A 17,032-nucleotide genomic window follows, 5' to 3' on the forward strand; every position below is an offset into this window, starting at 1 on the left:
GCAGATGCAACAAAAAACCGGGGAAACCCGGTTTTTTATTGGCGCAGCCCGGTGCCGTCAGGGTCAGACCTCGACCCGGCGCCGAAAAATCCACGTGCGCTCGTCCGAATCGTGCTTGTCGAACGCATAGCCGTCGACCTTGAAACTCTTGAGCTTCTCGGCGTCGGCAATGCCCTTGACCGCCGCGTAGCGCGCCATCAGCCCGCGCGCCCGCTTGGCGAAGAAGGAAATGATCTTGTACTTGCCGCCCTTCCAGTCCTCGAACACGGGCGTGACCACCGGCACCGACAGCAACTTGGGCTTGACCGACTTGAAATACTCTTGCGACGCCAGGTTGACCAGCACCTTCGCCCCCTTGGCGGCAATCGCCTCGTTCAGCGCGCCGGTGACCGTCTCGCCCCAGAACGCATACAGGTCCTTGCCCTGCGGCGTGGCCAGCTTGGTGCCCATCTCCAGCCGGTGCGGATGGATCAGGTCGAGCGGACGCAGCACACCGTACAGCCCGGATAAAATACGCACACTGTGCTGCGCGTAATCGAGCTGGCCCGGCTTGAGCGAACGCGCGTCGAAGCCGGCATACACATCGCCGTTGAAGGCCATGATGGCCTGGCGCGCCTCGCTGGTGTCCTTGCTCCAGCTGGCATAACGGCCCACGTTGAGGTCGGCCAGGGGGTCGGACAAGTGCATCAGGCTGGCCAGTTCGGCCGGCGAATAGTGGCGCAGTACATCGATCAGCGCGCCGGAACGGTCGAGAAAATCGGGCGTGGTGTGCAGTTTGGTGGTCGGGGGCGTTTCCAGGTCCAGCGATTTGGCGGGCGACAAGACAATCAGCATAAGATTCAATCAACTTACTACGAATAGACAGACCAATATGATACCCGCTCCAGCCAAACGCATCGTGCTCGACACCAATGTCTGCCTCGACCTGTTCGTCTTCCACGATCCGCGCTGGGCCAGCCTGCTGGCCGCCGTCGAGAGTGGCGCGGTCGAAGCCGTCACGCGCGCCGATTGTCGGGAAGAATATCTGGTGGTGCTGCACTACAAGCACCTGCCGCTCGACGAAGCCTCCCGCCCGCTCGCGGCGGCGCGCTTCGATGCATCGATCACCGTCGTCGCCCCCGACGCCAAACCGGTGCGACTGCCGGTCTGCACCGACCGCGACGACCAGAAGTTCCTGGAACTGGCGCGCGACGCCGGCGCCGACATCCTCATCACCAAGGACAAGGCACTGCTCAAGCTTGCGCGCAAGACAGCCCAGGCCGGCATGTTCCGCATCATGCTGCCGGAGGCATGGGTCAAGCTCGGTGCTGCGGCGGCGATCGATACGCAAGCCGCGCAAGGCAATTCTTAGGGCATGACCTGGACAGTCCAGAAAGACAGGGGGCCGGACGAGACTTGACAGTCAGGCACCTGCAATTTGAAGGCAGCAACCTTCGGTTGGCCTTGCTGACCTTGAACCTGCGGTTCAGCTTTACCTGCAGGGAATCCCTTCGTCTAGTAAATACGACACTATTCTTTTTTTATTACCTGCTGGTTGTTTTCGCCAGTCGATCGGCATACACTTGGGTTCAGGTCGAATGGAGGTTCGAATGCCATGGAAGCTAACGCTCTTCAAGCCCGCCTTTACCAAGCGTTCCTGCGGGGCTACAGCGAGTTCCCGGACTATCTGTCCGCCGTGGCTGCGGGCGCCAACGCACCTGCCCGGCCATCCCCGGCGGTGATCGACGGCGCTGCCCTGGAAAGCCGCGAACTGCGGCGCTCCATCGATGCCTGCCAGCACGCCCTGTCGCAGATGGCCGATCTTCCCGAGGCTGAAAAAGAGCAGCTGCGCAGTGAGCTGCGCGCCACCCTCGATCATCTCGGCAACGTATCCGACCAGCTGCTGACCATGCTTCGACCCGCCGATGATGCACGGCGGAACCCGACATCCGACTCCGAACACCCATCCGACCTGCCGCCCAGTCCGTCCGTACGCGGCAAAAAACCACCGCGTAGGAGGTAAAGCCATGAACGAATACAGCTTGCGGAAGGCGATGCTGCTTGAGCAGCTGGCCGCGCAGGAACACGCCCAACTCGAAGCGGAGACCGCCGAAGCGCGACACATGCATCTGCTTGCGACGGACGAAGCCGCTGCCGCGGGCATGGACCTGCCCACTTACCTGGCCGTGCTGCAGAACCACGAACAGCACCAGGCTGCGACGGACGAAGCCGCTGCCGCGGGCATGGACCTGCCCACTTACCTGGCCGTGCTGCAGAACCACGAACAGCACCAGGCTGCGACGGACGAAGCCGCTGCTGCCGGCATGGACCTGCCCACTTACCTGGCCGCGCTGCAGAACCACGAACAGCACCAGGCTGCGACGGACGAGGCCGCTGCCGCGGGCATGGACTTGCCCACTTACCTGGACGTGCTGCAGACGCATGAATACCACCTGACCGAGCTGGCTCGGCACCAGGAGCAAGAGCAAATGGCCCAGCTCGCTCAGCAGCACGAACAGCAGCAGCTGGCCGGGCTGGCGCAGTACCAACAACAGCAGTATCAGGCGCTGGCCGAGCAGGAAGCGGCGGCCGCCGGCATGAACCTGCCGACCTATGCGGCCGCGCTGCAGGAAATCGAGCTCGCCATGCTGGAAGATGCTGCATACCAAGAGGGCGCGGCGCGACACGAGGCCGAGCTTGCGCAGCAACAGTGGGCGGCCATGCCGCCGGAAGTGCTGGCTTACCTGCAGCAACTGCATACCGCTCAGCACCAACAAGCGCAGGCACTCGGTCTACTCTGAACGTCATGCCGGTCGGCAGATGCTGCACGACCCGGTCGGGGAGAAGTCATGTCGGTCACGAAGCGCTACATCATCGCGGTGCCCCGGCACGTCCGGATGGGCTCGGGCCTGAGCTTGCAGGACGTGGTCGCAGGGCTGCCGGAACAGCAATTGGGACGCGCCGGCACGACCGGCACGCAGGTGGTGGAAATGACCGCCGCCGAAGCGGATAATCTCGCACGCGACCATGGCGAGATGCTGATCGAGGAAGACCAGCCGCTCACGCTGCTGGCGCCGATGCCGGCGCTCGGTTTCGAAGTAGGGCCGGACCGTGGCCAGGAATACCTCTTTGCCGTGCGCGACGCGCAAACGGGCGCGCCGGTCGCGGGCGCGACGCTGTTCGTGAAAGGCGAGCGCGCCACTTACCGGGGCCGCACCGGGCAGGACGGCACGGCCGGCGTGCGCGTGCTCGATCCGGTGATCGAACACGTGATCGTCTCGCCCGCCGCCAACTACTGGGCGCGGGTGATCCCGGCGCCGGCGGCGGACCGGACGACCGAGGTCGCCCTGACCCCGCTGATTCCGCGCGGCGCCGCTGCGTGGGAACGCCAGTGGCTGGGCATGACCAGCGAGGTGTCCGGAGGCGCCGGCGTCAAGGTCGCGGTGCTCGACAGCGGCATTGCCGATCACCCGGACTTGGCGGTCGCGGGCGGCATGAACGCGCTGGACGGGGCCGACGCGGACGACTTCCGCAGCGATGAGAAGGGCCACGGCACCCACTGCGCGGGCGTGATCGGCGGCCGCAATGCGGTCAATGGCGTATGCGGTGTCGCTCCCGACGTCGCCCTGTATGCCGTCAAGGCGTTTCCCGGCGGCCGGCTGAGCGACCTGCTCGAAGGCCTGCAATGGTGCATCGACAACGGCATGGATATCGTCAATATGAGCTTGGCCATCGGCAGCCCCAGCGCCCTGCTCGCGCTCAAGCTGGCCGAGGCGGCCCAGGCGGGCATCACCCTGGTGGCCGCCGCCGGCAATGACGGCGGCCCCCAGCTCTGCCACCCGGCGGCCAGCGACGGCGTGCTGGCGGTGACGGCATTCGGCTCGATGCACGCCTTCCCCGCCGGCAGCGCCCATGCGCTGCGCATCGCCGAACTGCGCAATGACGCGACGAGCCTGTTCGTGCCCAATTTCTCCAACAGCGGGCCGCAGACGGCCTTCATCGCGCCGGGTGTGGCGATCATATCGAGCGTGCCCGGCGGCTACGCGGCCTGGGATGGCACATCGATGGCCTGCGCCTTCGTCTCGGGACTGGCGGCCGCGGCCCTGTCCGCGCACCCCGAAATCCGCACCGGCGACGCGCGCCAGTGCGAACAGCTCAGGCAGCTGCTGGCGGCGAGCGCGATCGACCTGTCGCTGCCGGACCCGATCCAGGGCGCCGGCGTGCCGCAGGCGGGCCGGCCCGCGCCGCCCCAGGCCGGCCCGCCCGCCGACCCCGGCCGCGCGCAGCAGCAGCGCGTCGCGGCGCTGATCGCCGACCTGGAAGGCAAGCAGCAAGAAATCCTCGCCATGATCGCCCAATTGGGCTAACGAACTGGTGCAACAAGGGGGCGACCCACCATGCGGCTTCTTTGCTTTCCCCATGCGGGGGCGGGCCCTTCGCAATTCCGTTCCTGGCTGGCGGCGGGGCCGGACAGTCTGCAGATCATGCCGGTCGCGCTGCCCGGCCGCGAAGCGCGCTACAAGGATGCGATGCCGCGCCGTATGGATGCGCTGCTGCGGGACTTGTCGCACGGCATAGAACCCCTGCTGGACCAGCCCTTCGCCATGCTCGGGCACAGCATGGGCGCGCTGGTGGCCTTTGAACTGGCGCGCATGATGCGCTGCGCCGGACTGCGCCAGCCGGAGCACCTGTTCGTCTCGGCCTTTCGCGCGCCCCACCTGAACGGCCGCAGCCCGCCCCTGCATGCGCTGCCCGGGCATCTGCTCAAGGCGGAGCTGCTGCGGCTGGACGGCACCCCGCCCGAGGTGCTGGCGCAGCCCGATCTGATGGACACGCTGCTGCCGGTCCTGCGTTCCGACCTCGAGATCGCCGAGCACTACCGCTACCGGCACGCGCCGCCGCTGTCCTGCCCCATCACCTGCCTCGGCGGCATCACCGACCAGCGCATCAGCCGGCCCGAGCTGCGCGCCTGGCGCCAGCACACGGCGGACGCGTTCCGGCTCCGGCTCTTTCCCGGCGGTCATTTTTACCTCTACAAGACACCGGTCCTGGTGCAGCACGCGATCTGCACCGATCTCGGCCTGTCCACCCTGTGTCCCGACGACGCGGTGGCCTGAGCATGGAAACCGCCGCCAACCTCTTTCCGCTGTCGTACTCGCAGGCGCGCCTGTGGTTCCTGCACCTGCTCGCGCCCACCAGCCCCTTCTACAACCTGCAGATCGATATGCCCTTGCAATGCGCGATCGACGAAGCGGTGTGGTGCAGGGTTATCAGCGAGCTGGTGCGGCGCCATGAAATCCTGCGCACGGTCTTTCACGCCGTCGACGGCGAACCGGTCCAGCAAGTGCTGGGAGCGCTGACCGTGCCGGTCGCCAGCGTCGACCTGCGCGACACCCCGCCCGGCGCGCGCGAGGAAGCGGCGCGCCGGACGGCCCTGGAGGACGCGCAGCGCCCGTTCGACCTGACCCGCGGTCCGCTGCTGCGCCCGACGCTGATCCGCCTGGCCGACGACGCCTGGCTGTTCGTGCTCACGATGCACCACATCGTCACGGACGGCTGGTCGATGGACATCATCACGGGCGAGATCGCCGCCCTGTACGACGCTTTCGTGCAGGGCGAAGCGTCGCCGCTTCCCGAGCTGCCGATCCAGTACGCCGACTTCGCCGCGTGGCAGCGCCAGAGCCAGACCCTGGAGGTACTCGGCGCCCAGCTCGGCTACTGGCGCGAGCAGCTCGACGGCTACCAGGACTTGCAGCTGCCCACCGACTTCGCGCGCCCGTCCGCGCCCAGCTACCGCGGCGCCTTCCAGTGCGCAACGACCGCCCTGCCCGTCGTCGACGGCCTGCGCCGCATCGCCCAGCGCGAAGGGGCAACCCTGTTCATGGCCCTGCTGGCCGCGTTCCAGGTGCTGATGATGCGCTATTGCGGCCAGGACGATATCGTGGTCGGCACGCCGATCGCCAACCGCAACCGGCCCGAGGTGGAGCCGCTGATCGGCTTTTTCGTCAACACGCTGGTGATGCGCGCACGCCTGGCGGGGCGGCCGAGCTTCCGCGAGCACTTGCGCCAAGTGCGCGAAACGGCGCTGGGCGCCTACGCCAACCAGGACTTGCCGTTCGAAAAGCTGGTGGAAAATTTGCAGCCCCAGCGCGATCCGAGCCGCAATCCCCTGTTCCAAGTGATGTTCGTGTTGCAGAACGGCGCGGCGCAGCGCGGCGGCCCGGCGCAAGCGCCGTCGTACCAGCCCGGCCCGGCGGCGTGCTCCGGGGTGTCGTACGGGAACGCCAAGTTCGACCTGACCCTGTACCTGGGCGAGGATAACAAGGGCATCTCCGCCATTGTCGAGTACAGCACCGACCTGTTCGCGGACGACACGATCACCAGGTTGATCGGCCACTGGCAAACGCTGTTGCAAAGCATTGCCTCCAGCCCCGATGTGCCGATCACCCGGCTGCCGCTGCTGTCGCCGCGCGAGCGCGCACTGCTGCTGACCGACTGGAACAGCACCGCAACGGTCTATCCGCGCGACGCCACGCTCGGCCAGCTGTTCCGCCAGCAGGCGCTGGCCGCGCCCGACGCGGTCGCGCTCAATGGCGAGGACGGCACCCTCACCTACGGCGAACTGGCCAGGCGCACGGCCCGGCTGGCGCGCTGGCTGCGCCAGCAAGGCGTGCAGCGCGGCGATGTCGTCGGCATCTGCCTGCCACGCGGCATCGACATGGTGGCGACGCTGGTGGCGATCGTCGAGGCCGGAGCCGCCTACCTCCCGCTGGACCCGGCCTGCCCGCCGGCGCGGCTGGACGCGATGATCGGGCAGGCGTCGCCGCGCCTGATCGTCTCGCGCAGCGGCGCGGCGGGCGCCGTCGGCCGCCACGGGCCGGCCCTGCTCGACGCCATCGACCTGCCGGCCGACGACAGCGCGCCGGACAGCGGCGCCGATGCCGACACGCTGGCCTACGTGCTGTTCACGTCCGGTTCGACGGGCCAGCCCAAGGGCGTGTGCGTAAGCCACCGCAATGTGGTGCGGCTGGTCCGCAACAGCAACTATTGCACCATTGCGCAAGGGGACGTGATGCTGCAGTTCGCGCCGCTGCAGTTCGATGCGTCGACCTTCGAGATCTGGGGCGCGCTGCTGAACGGCGCGCGGCTGGAAATCGCGCCGCCGGGGCTGCCGTCGCTCGAAGAGCTGGGCGCCTGCATCGAGCGGGCCGGCGTCACCATCCTGTGGCTGACGGCAAGCCTGTTCCACCAAATGGTCGAGGCCCAGCTCGGTTCGCTGTGGCGGGTCCGGCAACTGCTCGCCGGCGGCGACGTGCTCTCGCCCGCGCTGTGCCGGCGCGTGCTCGACGAGTTGCCCGGCTGCGTGCTCATCAACGGGTACGGCCCCACCGAAACCACCACCTTCGCCGCCTGCCACCGGATGGAGCGCGGCGCGGCCCTGGAACCGCGCGTGCCGATCGGGCGCGCCATCGCCAACACCGAGCTGTACGTACTCGACCAGGAAATGCAGCTGGCGCCGGCAGGCGTCGTCGGCGAGCTGTACATCGGCGGCGACGGCGTCGCCCGCGGCTACCTGGGCGACCCGGAGCTGACCGCGCAGCGCTTCATCCCCAATCCGTTCGCGCCGCCCAATTCCGGCCAGCGCCTGTACCGGACCGGCGACCAGGTGCGCTACCGCGCCGACGGCGCGCTCGAGTTTATCGGCCGGCGCGACCACCAGGTGAAACTGCGCGGCTTTCGCATCGAGCTGGGCGACATCGAGGCGGTGATGCGGCGCCATCCGCTGGTGCGCGATGCCTGCGTCATCGCCAGCGGCGACAGCGGCGGCGCGGACCGGCGCCTGCTGGGCTACGCCGTGCTCGAGCGGGCGCACGACATCCACGCGCTGCGCCGTTTCCTCCAGCAGGAGTTGCCGGAATACATGGTGCCCGCCACGCTGATCCCGCTCGACGCTTTCCCCTTGACGCCCAGCGGCAAGATCGACCGCAAGGCCCTGCCGCCCGACCAAGGCGGCGAATGGCTCGCGCATGCCCCGTTCGCCGAGCCGCAATCGGAGATCGAGCGCCTCATCGCCGCCGTCTGGCGCGAAGTGCTGGCCCACGAACGGGTCGGCCTGGACGACAATTTCTTCGACCTGGGCGGCCATTCGCTGCTGCTGCAGCAGATTCACAGCCGCCTGGCCGGCTTGCTGGGGCACTCCCTGTCGATGGTCGACCTGTTCCGCTTTCCCACCGTGGCGGCGCTGGCGCGGCACGTCGAGCAAAGCGGGGAACACGGCGGGGAGCACGGCGGGGCGGACATGCCCGATTCCATCGACTTGCTCGACCAGCGCATCGCGCAGCAGCGCAGCGCGCGGGCCGAGCGCAGGCACAGGAGAAGCACATGACGGATCAATCCGAATGCGTGGCGGTCATCGGCATGGCCGGCCGCTTTCCCAAGGCCGCCGGGGTGGCCGAGTTCTGGGACAACCTGCGCCAGGGACGCGAATGCATCAGCTTTTTCAGCGACGAAGAACTGCTGCAGGCCGGCGTGCCGGCCGAATCGCTGGCCCATCCGGCCTATGTGCGCGCCAACGGCGTCGTCGAGGGCATCGACCAGTTCGATGCCGACTTCTTCGGCTTCAATCCGCGCGAGGCCGAGATCCTCGATCCGCAGCAGCGCGTCTTTCTTGAATGCGCCGCCGCGGCGCTGGAAGACGCCGGCTGCGTCGCGGAGCGCCATCCGGGCGCGGTCGGCGTGTTCGCCGGCACCAGCATGAGCACCTATGCCTTCCACCTCTACGGCAATGCCGGGCTGGCCGGCCGGGTCACCGACTTCCAGATCCTGATCGGCAACGACAAGGACCACCTGGCCACCCGGGTCGCGTACAAGCTCAACCTGAAAGGCCCGGCGATCACGGTGGGTACCGCATGCTCGACCTCGCTCGTGGCGGTCGGCCTGGCTTGCCAGAGCCTGATCGAATACCAGTCCGATGTCGCGCTGGCCGGCGGCGTCACGCTCGCCGTGCCGATGGTGCGCGGCTACCTCTACGAGGAAGGCGGCATCGCCTCGCCGGACGGCCACTGCCGCTCCTTCGATGCCGCCGCCATGGGGACGGTCGGCGCCAACGGCGCCGGCTGTGTCGTTCTCAAGCGCCTCGCCGACGCGCTGGCCGACGGCGACCCCATCTGCGCCGTGATCCGCGGCTGGGGCCTGAACAACGATGGCGCCGACAAAGTGGGCTACACGGCGCCCAGCGTGGCCGGCCAGGCCGACGCGATCGCCACCGCGCTGGCCATGTCCGGCGTGGCGCCGGAAACGATCACGATGATGGAAGCCCACGGCACCGCCACCCCGCTGGGCGACCCGATCGAGTTCGCCGCGCTGTGCCAGGCGTGGCGGCGCAGTTCGCGGCGCCGCTATTGCGCGCTGGGCTCGGTCAAGTCCAACACCGGGCACATGGATTCGGCCGCCGGCGTCGCCGGCCTGATCAAGTGCGTGCTGGCGCTGCAGCACCGCCAGATTCCGCCCAGCCTGCATTTCACGCGCGCCAACCCAAAGCTCGACATGGACAACAGCCCATTCTTCGTCAACACCGCGCTGCGCGACTGGCAGCCCGATTGCGGCGTGCGGCGCGCGGCGGTCAGTTCCTTCGGGATAGGCGGCACCAATGCGCACGTGATTGTCGAGGAAGCGCCCGAGCCGCCCCCCGAGGACGCGTCGCGCGCAGCGCAGTTGCTGGTCCTGTCGGCCCGTACCCCCGCCGCGCTGGACGCGGCCGCAGCGCGCCTGGCCGCTCACCTCGACGCCCACCCCGAACTGTCCCTGCCCGACGTGGCCCATACCCTGCACCTGGGCCGCAGCGAAATGACGTGCCGCCGCGCCGTCGTGGTGCCGGCCGCGTCGCCCGCCGTCGCCGCCGGCCTGCTGCTGCGCGCCGGCGCGCCGCGCCGCGCCGCGCCGGACGCGCACGACGCCAAGTTCGAGGGCGTCGCCTTCCTGTTTCCCGGCCAGGGCGCCCAGCATCCCGGCATGGGCGCCGGCCTGTACCGCGCCGAGCCCGTGTACCGGGACATCGTCGACAACTGCACGGATATCCTGCGCGGCCCGCTAGGCATCGACCTGCGCGCACTGATGCACGAGGATGGCCACGGCGACGCGCTGCGCCGCACCGAGGTGACGCAGGCGGCGGTGTTTGTCGCCAGCTACGCGCTGGCGCGCCTGTGGATGCACTGGGGAATCAAACCGGCCGCCCTTGCCGGTCACAGCGTGGGCGAATACACGGCCGCATGCCTTGCCGGCGTGCTGAGCCTGGAGGATGCCTTGCTCCTGCTCGCCCGGCGCGGCCAGATCCTGGCCGCCATGGCGCCCGGAGCGATGCTGGCGGTGGCGCTGCCCGAGGCGGCGCTGCGCGCGCGCTTCGCCGGCGCGGCCGATATCGCGGCGGTCAACGGGCCATCGCTGTGCGTCCTGTCCGGCACCGAAGCGGCGATCCGGGACATCGGCCGGCAGCTCGAAGGCGAAGGCGTCACCGTGCACGAGCTGCGCACGTCGCACGCGTTTCACTCGCATCTGGTCGATGGCGCCGTCGCGCCGATGATCGACGCGATGGGGCGCGTGCGCCTGCATGCGCCCACGATCGCCTATCTGTCCAACCTGAGCGGCAACTGGATCGGCCCGCACGAGGCACAGAGCCCCGAATACTGGGGACGCCACCTGCGCGGCACGGTCCGCTTCGGCGACTGCCTGGGCCATCTGCTGCGCGACACCGGCTGCGCGCTGCTGGAGGTGGGCCCCGGCCAGGCCCTGGCCGGCTTCGCGCGGCAGCACGAGGCAAGCGCGCCCGGCCGCGTCATCGTGTCGTCCTGCCGCCACTCCCACGACGCGGCGGACGACGATGCCGTCGCGCTGCAGGCGCTGGGCCGCCTGTGGACGGCCGGCGCACCGGTGGACTGGCGCGCGTTCTACGGCGCCGAACGGCGCCGGCGCGTCCATCTGCCGACTTACCCGTTCGAACGGCAGCGCTACTGGATCGAGCCGCCTGGCGCCGCTCCCGCCCCCGTGCAGGCGGACCCGGCAAGCCCGCAGGCGCTGGAAGACTGGTTGTACCAGCCGCGCTGGGTGCGCACGGCGCCCGCCGCGCCCCTGCCGGCCGAGTACGCCGGCGCCTGGGCCATCGTCGGCGGCTCGGGCGAGCAGGTGGCCGCCCTGGCCGACACGCTGGCCGATCTCGGCCAGACGGTCGAGTGCGCCGGCAGCGCCGCGGCCCTCGGCACGCCGGACCCGGCGCTAAGCACCGTCATCTCGCTGGACGGCATTGATCCGGATATGCCGCCCGCCGACCTCTACTATCGCGCACTGGCGCTGCTGCACGGCCTGAGCCGCCGCAGCGCCCCCACCACCGTGCTGTTCGTGACCCGGCGGGTGTTCGCGGCGGCGCCGCAGGAGCGCGCGATCGACCCCGAGCTGGCCGGCATCGTCGGCCTGGCCGTCACCGCGCCGCAGGAATATCCGCAGCTCAGCTGCCGCGTGATCGACCTCGATGCGGCCGCGCTGTCGCTGCTCGGCGGCGCGCACGCGCCGGCCCTGCTGGCCGAGGCGCTGCCGCAAGCGGCGCCCTGGATCGCCTACCGCGGCGCGCAGCGCTGGGTGATGACGTTCGAGCCGGCCCCGCTTGCACCGGCCCAGCCGGAACTGGCGCCTGCGCTCGAGGGCAACTACCTCGTCACCGGCGGGCTCGGCAAGATCGGCCTGCTGATCGCCGAATTCCTGGCGCGCCGCGGCGCGGCCACGGTGGTGCTGTCGGGCCGCGGCGGCATGCCGCCGCGCGAACAATGGGACGACAGCGCCGATCCGCGCATCGGCCGGCTGCGCATGATCGAAACCATGGGCACCAGGGTCGTGCTCTGCAGCGGCGACGGCGGCGTGGCGGCCGACGTGGCGCGGATGGTCGCCGAGGCGCGCGCCGAAGGCGGCAAGCTGCACGGCGTGTTCCATGCCGCGGGGTTGACGGCCGCGCCGTATTTCCCCGGCTTCGCGCACATCGGCCGCGACGTCTCCGAAGCGCATTTCGCGGCCAAGCCGCGCGCCGCCCGCCTGCTGGCCGACGCGCTGCGGGACGATCCGCCCGAGTTCATCTGCCTGATGTCGTCCATCTCGGCGGTGCTGGGCGGGATCGGCTTCGGCCCGTACGCGGCCGCGAACGCCATGCTCGATGCGGTCGCGGCCCAGGGCGGCGGCGGCACGCGCTGGATCAGCATCAACTGGGATGGCTGGACCTTCGACACCCATGGCGCGGATCGCGGCGAGCCGCTGATCCGCCCCGACGACGGCATCGACGTGTTGGAAAGGGTGCTGGCTGCGCCCGACATCGGCCGGCTGATCGTCTCGGTGTCCGCGCTCGGTCCGCGCCTGCAACGCTGGCTGCAACCGCAGAGCGCCGTGGCGCCGTCCAGACCGGCGCCCGCCGGGTCGCACGAGCGGCCCCGGATGTCGAGCGGCTTCGCCGCGCCCGCCCCCGGCCTGCAGACGCTGATCGCCGATCTCTGGCGCGACCTGATGGGCATCGACCCGGTCGGGGCCGACGACAATTTCTTCGAGCTGGGCGGCCATTCGCTGCTGGCGATCCAGGTCGTCTCGCGCCTGCGCGAAGCGCTGCAGCGCGACCTGCCGGTACGCATCCTGTTCGACCATCCCACGGTGGCCGAGTTGTCCGCCGCGCTGGACGCGCAGCCCGACCCCGAACTGGCGCGGCTGCTGGACCGGATCGAAGCGATGCCGGATGCCGAAGTGGTCTCGCTGCTCGGTGAAAGGGGGCCGGCGTGAGCCTCGCGCAACGCCTGGCCAGCCTGTCCCCCGAACGGCGCGAATTGCTCGACAGGCTGGCCCGCCCGGACCGGATCTCCCGCGCCGGCCTGCGCGAGGAACAGGCCTCGTTCGAGCAGGAGCGCCTGTGGTTCCTGCAACAGCTCGAGCCGGACGACACCTCGTATCACCTGCACATGCAGCTGGCGCTGCCGGCGGAGCTGGACCGCGCCGCCTGGGACGCGGCGTGGCGCTATCTGGTCGCGCGCCACGAAACGCTGCGCACCCGCTTCATCGAACGCGACGGCGTCCCGTTCCAGGTGATCGGGGACGCGGACGTGGCGCCGATGCCGGTGTTCGACCTGGCGGGCGAGCCGGTCCCGGCGCAACAGGCGCAGGCGGCGCGCCTGGCGCGCGAGCAGGCCGAGGCACCGTTCGACCTGACCCGCGGCCCCCTGTTGCGCACCGCCCTGCTGCGCATGGCCGGCGGGTGGATCCAGCTGCTGACGATCCACCATATCGTGGCCGACGGCTGGTCGATCGACATCCTGATGCGCGACCTGAACGCCGCCTATGAGGCCCTCTCGCAGGGCCGGGACGTGCCGCTGGCGCCGCCGCGCGTGCAGTTCGCCGACTTCGCCCGCTGGCAGCGCGCGCAGCTGAGCGGCGCTCATCTGGACGAACTGCTGGCGTTCTGGCGCGGCTATCTCGATGGCGCGCCGGAACTGGCGCTGCCGGCCGACCGCGCGGCGCCACCCATCCCCACCCGCCGCGCGGACGTGCGCGCGCGCATGCTGGCCGCGCCCCTGCGCGATGGCCTGTACGCATTGGCGCGCCGCGAAGGGGCCACCGTGTTCCAGGTGCTGCTGGCGGCCTTTGCCACCCTGCTGCATCGCTACACCGGCCAGACCGATCTCGTGCTCGGCACGCCGATGGCCAACCGCGCACCGGCGCAAGTCGAGGACCTGATCGGTTTCTTCCTCAACACCATCCTGCTGCGCGTGCGGCTGACGTCCGAACAGAGCTTCCTGCAGGTGCTGGCCGCCACGCGCGAAGCCAGCGTGGCGGCCTATTCCGGCCAACAACTGCCTTTCGCCAGGCTCGTCCAGCACCTGCAGCCGCGCCGCGCGCTGGGCCACAATCCCCTGTACCGGGCCACGGTGCAGTTCTTCAAGTCCAGCCACAGCGCAGCGCGGACCAGCGCGGTGCGCGAGGAGATCGGCTATCAGCGCACCGCCACCAACGTCGATCTGGCGCTCGACCTGTTCGAAAGCGGAGAAGGGTTGCTGAGCCGCTTTGAATTCAATCTCGACGTGTTCGACGGCGCCACCGTCGCCCGCCTGCTTGATCACTGGGAACGCGTGCTGGCGGCCGTGCTCGCGTCGCACGACCAGCCGATCGGCACGCTGCAACTGGCCAGCCCCGCCGACCAGGCGCAGCTGTGCGCCTGGGCCGGGCAGGCCGAAGCGCCGCGCGCCGGCTGGGTGTTCGAGAACTTCGGCGAGCGTACCGCGCTGGCCGGCCCGCACGCCAGCCTGAGCTACGCCGAACTCGACCGCCGGTGCGGACAGCTTGCCACGCTCATGCGCGCGCGCGGCGCCGGTCCCGAGCGGGTCGTCGCCATCCGGCTGGCCGATGGACTCGACACCGCCGTCGCCATCCTGGCGGCATGGCGGGCGGAGGCGGCGTTCGTCTACCTGGACCCGGCGCTTCCGGCCCGGCGCACGGCGGCGATCCTGGCCGATGCCGCCCCGGTCGCGGTGCTCGACGACGCGCCCTGGTGGCAGGAGCTCATGCCCGATACGCCCGCGATGCCCGCCCGGCCGATCCCGCCGGAGCGCCTGGCGGCGCTGGTCTACACCTCCGGTTCGAGCGGCGTGCCGAAAGGCGTGCTGATCGAACACGGGGCCCTCGCCAACCAGGTTCGCTGGCTCAAGACGGCCCTGGATCTGACCCCGGCCGACGTGGTGCTGCAAAAATACTCCTTCAGTTTCGATGCCGCGCTGTCGGAACTGCTGGGCGGCCTGGCCGCGGGCGCCGAAGTCGCCCTGGCCGGCGACCATGGCCGCGATGTCGACGAACTGGTCCGCATTATCCGCAGCCGCGGCGTGACGCTGCTCGATCTCTTCCCTTCGCTGCTGGCCGTGCTGCTCGATCACGAGGGCTTTGCCGGCTGCACCACCTTGCGCCGCATCCTCGTCGGCGGCGAAGCGCTGCCCGCGGCATTGGCCGCGCGGCTGGCGCAGGCGCTGCCCTCGGTCCAGCTCATCAACGCCTATGGTCCGACCGAGGCGACGATAACCGCCACCGCCGCGCATCTGGCGCGCGACGCGACGCTGCTGGCGGCGCCGCCCATCGGCCGTCCGATCGCCGGCAACACCGCGTATGTGCTGGACGGCGCCATGCAACTCGTGCCGCCGGGCATGCCTGGAGAATTGCATCTGGGCGGGGCGGGACTGGCGCGCGGCTATCTGAACGACACGGCGCTGACCGCACGCCGCTTCATTCCCAATCCGTTCGGGCCGGGCCGCCTGTACGCCACCGGCGACCGCGCGCGCTACCGCGCCGACGGCCAGCTCGACTACCTCGGCCGGACGGACCAGCAGGTAAAGCTGCGCGGCTATCGCATCGAGCCCGGGGAAATCGAAACGGCGCTGGCGCGCCACCCCAGCGTGCGCGCCGCGGCGGCTACGCTGATGCGCCTGCCCTCGGCGCCACACGCGCACGCCGCGCTGCTGCAGTGGCGGCTGGAGCAGCTCACCCCGTCCGAAGCGCAATTCCTGTATCGCTTCGACACCGACCAAGACCAGATCCGGAGCCAGACCATGTGGCGCAACACCCCCCAGTTCGCTCTCTACCTGAACTTCCTGCAGCCCGGCTTCGCCCCGGCGCCGCAGCCGGCGCAGCGCAATTGGCTGCTGCAGCGCACGCTCGACGAAGCCGTCGCCGATCTGACGGCGATTGACGCCATCGCCCGCCAGTGCGTCGCCGGGTCGGCCCGGCCCGAGATGGGCGAGAGCTGGGCGGCCAGCGCGGCCGCATGGTCGGAGCGCGAGCTGCTGATCGACGGCCAGCAGGTGATGCAGGACTGGGAGCGGCCCCTGATGCGGGCGCTGGCCGGTGCGGCTGCCGCGTCCGGCGGTGACGTCGCCGAGATCGGTTTCGGGATGGGCATCTCGGCCACGCTGGTGCAGGAATACGGGGTGCGCTCCCACACAATCGTCGAGTGCCATCCGGACGTGCTGGCACGACTCGGCCGCTGGCGCGCGCAGCGCCCGGACGCCGCCGTCACGGTCGTGCCCACCCGCTGGCAGGACTGGGCCTTCGAGCCCGGGTCCTTTGACGGCGTGCTGTTCGACACCTACCCGACGTCCGAGGACGAGTACAGCGCCGAGGTCGCCGCATCACCGACGTTCGCGGCATCGTTCTTCCCCGCCGCCCAGCGCATGTTGCGGCCAGGCGGCGTGTTCACCTACTACACCAACGAGATCGACTCGCTGTCGCGGCGCCACCAGCGGCTGCTGCTGGAACACTTCTCCTCGTTTTCGGTCGGGCTGGTGCGGGGCCTGCGCCCGCCCGCCGACTGCCAGTACTGGTGGGCCGATTCGATGGCGATCGTGAAGGCGGTGAAATGAGCCCGGCGCACGAAAAGCTGCGCGCGTTGTGGCTGTCGCGCCAGCCCGCGTGCGATGAGCGGCTGGTCGCGTTCGTCGTGCCCGCCAGCGGCATGGAATGCGATCCCGAACTGCTGCGCGGCTGGCTGCGGGAATCGCTGCCGCATTACATGATCCCGGATCGGATCTGCGCGCTCGCCGCCCTGCCGCTCAACGCCGCCGGCAAGCTGGACCGGGGCGCGCTGCCGCTGCCGGACCAGCCGGTGGCGCCCGCGCGGCCCTTGCGTGTCCCGCAAACGCCGGTCGAGCAGGCGATCGCCGCGCTGTTCGCGCAGGTGCTGGGCGCGCGTCCGGACAGTATCGATCAGGATTTCTTCGCCGATCTCGGCGGGCATTCGCTTGCCGCCACGCGGCTGGCCACGCTGATCCGCCGCGAATGGCCAATCTCGTTTGCGCTGCGCGTGGTTTTTGAAAGCCCGACGGTTGCCGCGCTGGCGGCGTATGTGGAGCACGCCTGCATCGACGGTCCGGCCGGCGGCACCATTCCGCGCCAGCCGAGACAGACCGGCGCCGAACCTGCAGCACCGGGTCGCCCCGTCGCACATCCGTTCACCTGAACCGCTCACGCCCATCGCGTATCAAGCGCCCTCCACGCT

Annotated in this window: 9 protein-coding genes and 2 pseudogenes; 10 read left to right on the forward strand and 1 reads right to left on the reverse strand. The window is 69.9% G+C overall.

Translation table 11 applies throughout. From position 1 onward, the window contains the following. Positions 1–63 precede the first annotated feature (63 nt). Positions 64–834 (reverse strand): peroxide stress protein YaaA, encoded by a 771-nt coding sequence (yaaA, locus tag CR152_RS25515; protein ID WP_099879673.1) that lies wholly within the window; start codon positions 832–834, stop codon positions 64–66. 37 nt (positions 835–871) lie between these two features. On the opposite strand from yaaA, the gene CR152_RS25520 reads away from it, so the two are divergent. The 10 genes and pseudogenes from CR152_RS25520 to CR152_RS25560 all read left to right on the forward strand — a co-directional run bounded on the left by CR152_RS25520 (position 872) and on the right by CR152_RS25560 (position 16,993). After that, a complete protein-coding gene (locus CR152_RS25520; RefSeq protein WP_099879675.1) occupies positions 872–1,351 on the forward strand; it encodes a putative toxin-antitoxin system toxin component, PIN family in 480 nt (159 codons plus the stop codon). A gap of 243 nt (positions 1,352–1,594) precedes the next feature. Continuing rightward, positions 1,595–2,002: a hypothetical protein gene (locus tag CR152_RS25525; RefSeq protein WP_099879677.1), complete on the forward strand. Its 408-nt coding sequence runs from the start codon at positions 1,595–1,597 to the stop codon at positions 2,000–2,002. Between the two features lie 4 nt (positions 2,003–2,006). After that, a complete protein-coding gene (locus CR152_RS25530; protein ID WP_099879679.1) occupies positions 2,007–2,780 on the forward strand; it encodes a hypothetical protein in 774 nt (257 codons plus the stop codon). A gap of 48 nt (positions 2,781–2,828) precedes the next feature. Continuing rightward, positions 2,829–4,346, forward strand: a complete 1,518-nt coding sequence (locus tag CR152_RS25535; protein ID WP_099879681.1) for a S8 family serine peptidase — start codon at positions 2,829–2,831, stop codon at positions 4,344–4,346. 30 nt (positions 4,347–4,376) lie between these two features. After that, complete coding sequence (locus CR152_RS25540; protein WP_099879683.1) at positions 4,377–5,096, forward strand: thioesterase II family protein; 720 nt, start codon at positions 4,377–4,379, stop codon at positions 5,094–5,096. Between the two features lie 2 nt (positions 5,097–5,098). Next, the gene (locus tag CR152_RS25545) at positions 5,099–8,365 is read left to right on the forward strand and encodes a non-ribosomal peptide synthetase (protein WP_099879685.1); all 3,267 of its coding nucleotides are present in this window, start codon (positions 5,099–5,101) and stop codon (positions 8,363–8,365) included. Continuing rightward, a pseudogene (locus CR152_RS25550) lies at positions 8,362–12,222 on the forward strand (type I polyketide synthase); the annotation flags it as partial. The gene CR152_RS25545 and the pseudogene CR152_RS25550, both read left to right, overlap by 4 nt. A 315-nt stretch (positions 12,223–12,537) precedes the next feature. Continuing rightward, positions 12,538–12,783 (forward strand): annotated as a pseudogene (locus CR152_RS35165) (phosphopantetheine-binding protein); the annotation flags it as partial. Then, the gene (locus CR152_RS25555) at positions 12,780–16,397 is read left to right on the forward strand and encodes a class I SAM-dependent methyltransferase (protein ID WP_099879689.1); all 3,618 of its coding nucleotides are present in this window, start codon (positions 12,780–12,782) and stop codon (positions 16,395–16,397) included. The pseudogene CR152_RS35165 and the gene CR152_RS25555, both read left to right, overlap by 4 nt. Further along, positions 16,394–16,993, forward strand: coding sequence for a phosphopantetheine-binding protein (locus CR152_RS25560; RefSeq protein ID WP_099879691.1), 600 nt, complete (start codon positions 16,394–16,396; stop codon positions 16,991–16,993). The genes CR152_RS25555 and CR152_RS25560 overlap by 4 nt, the downstream gene beginning before the upstream one ends. Positions 16,994–17,032: the final 39 nt, after the last annotated feature.

Source organism: Massilia violaceinigra, assembly GCF_002752675.1.
GTDB lineage: Bacteria > Pseudomonadota > Gammaproteobacteria > Burkholderiales > Burkholderiaceae_D > Telluria_A > Telluria_A violaceinigra.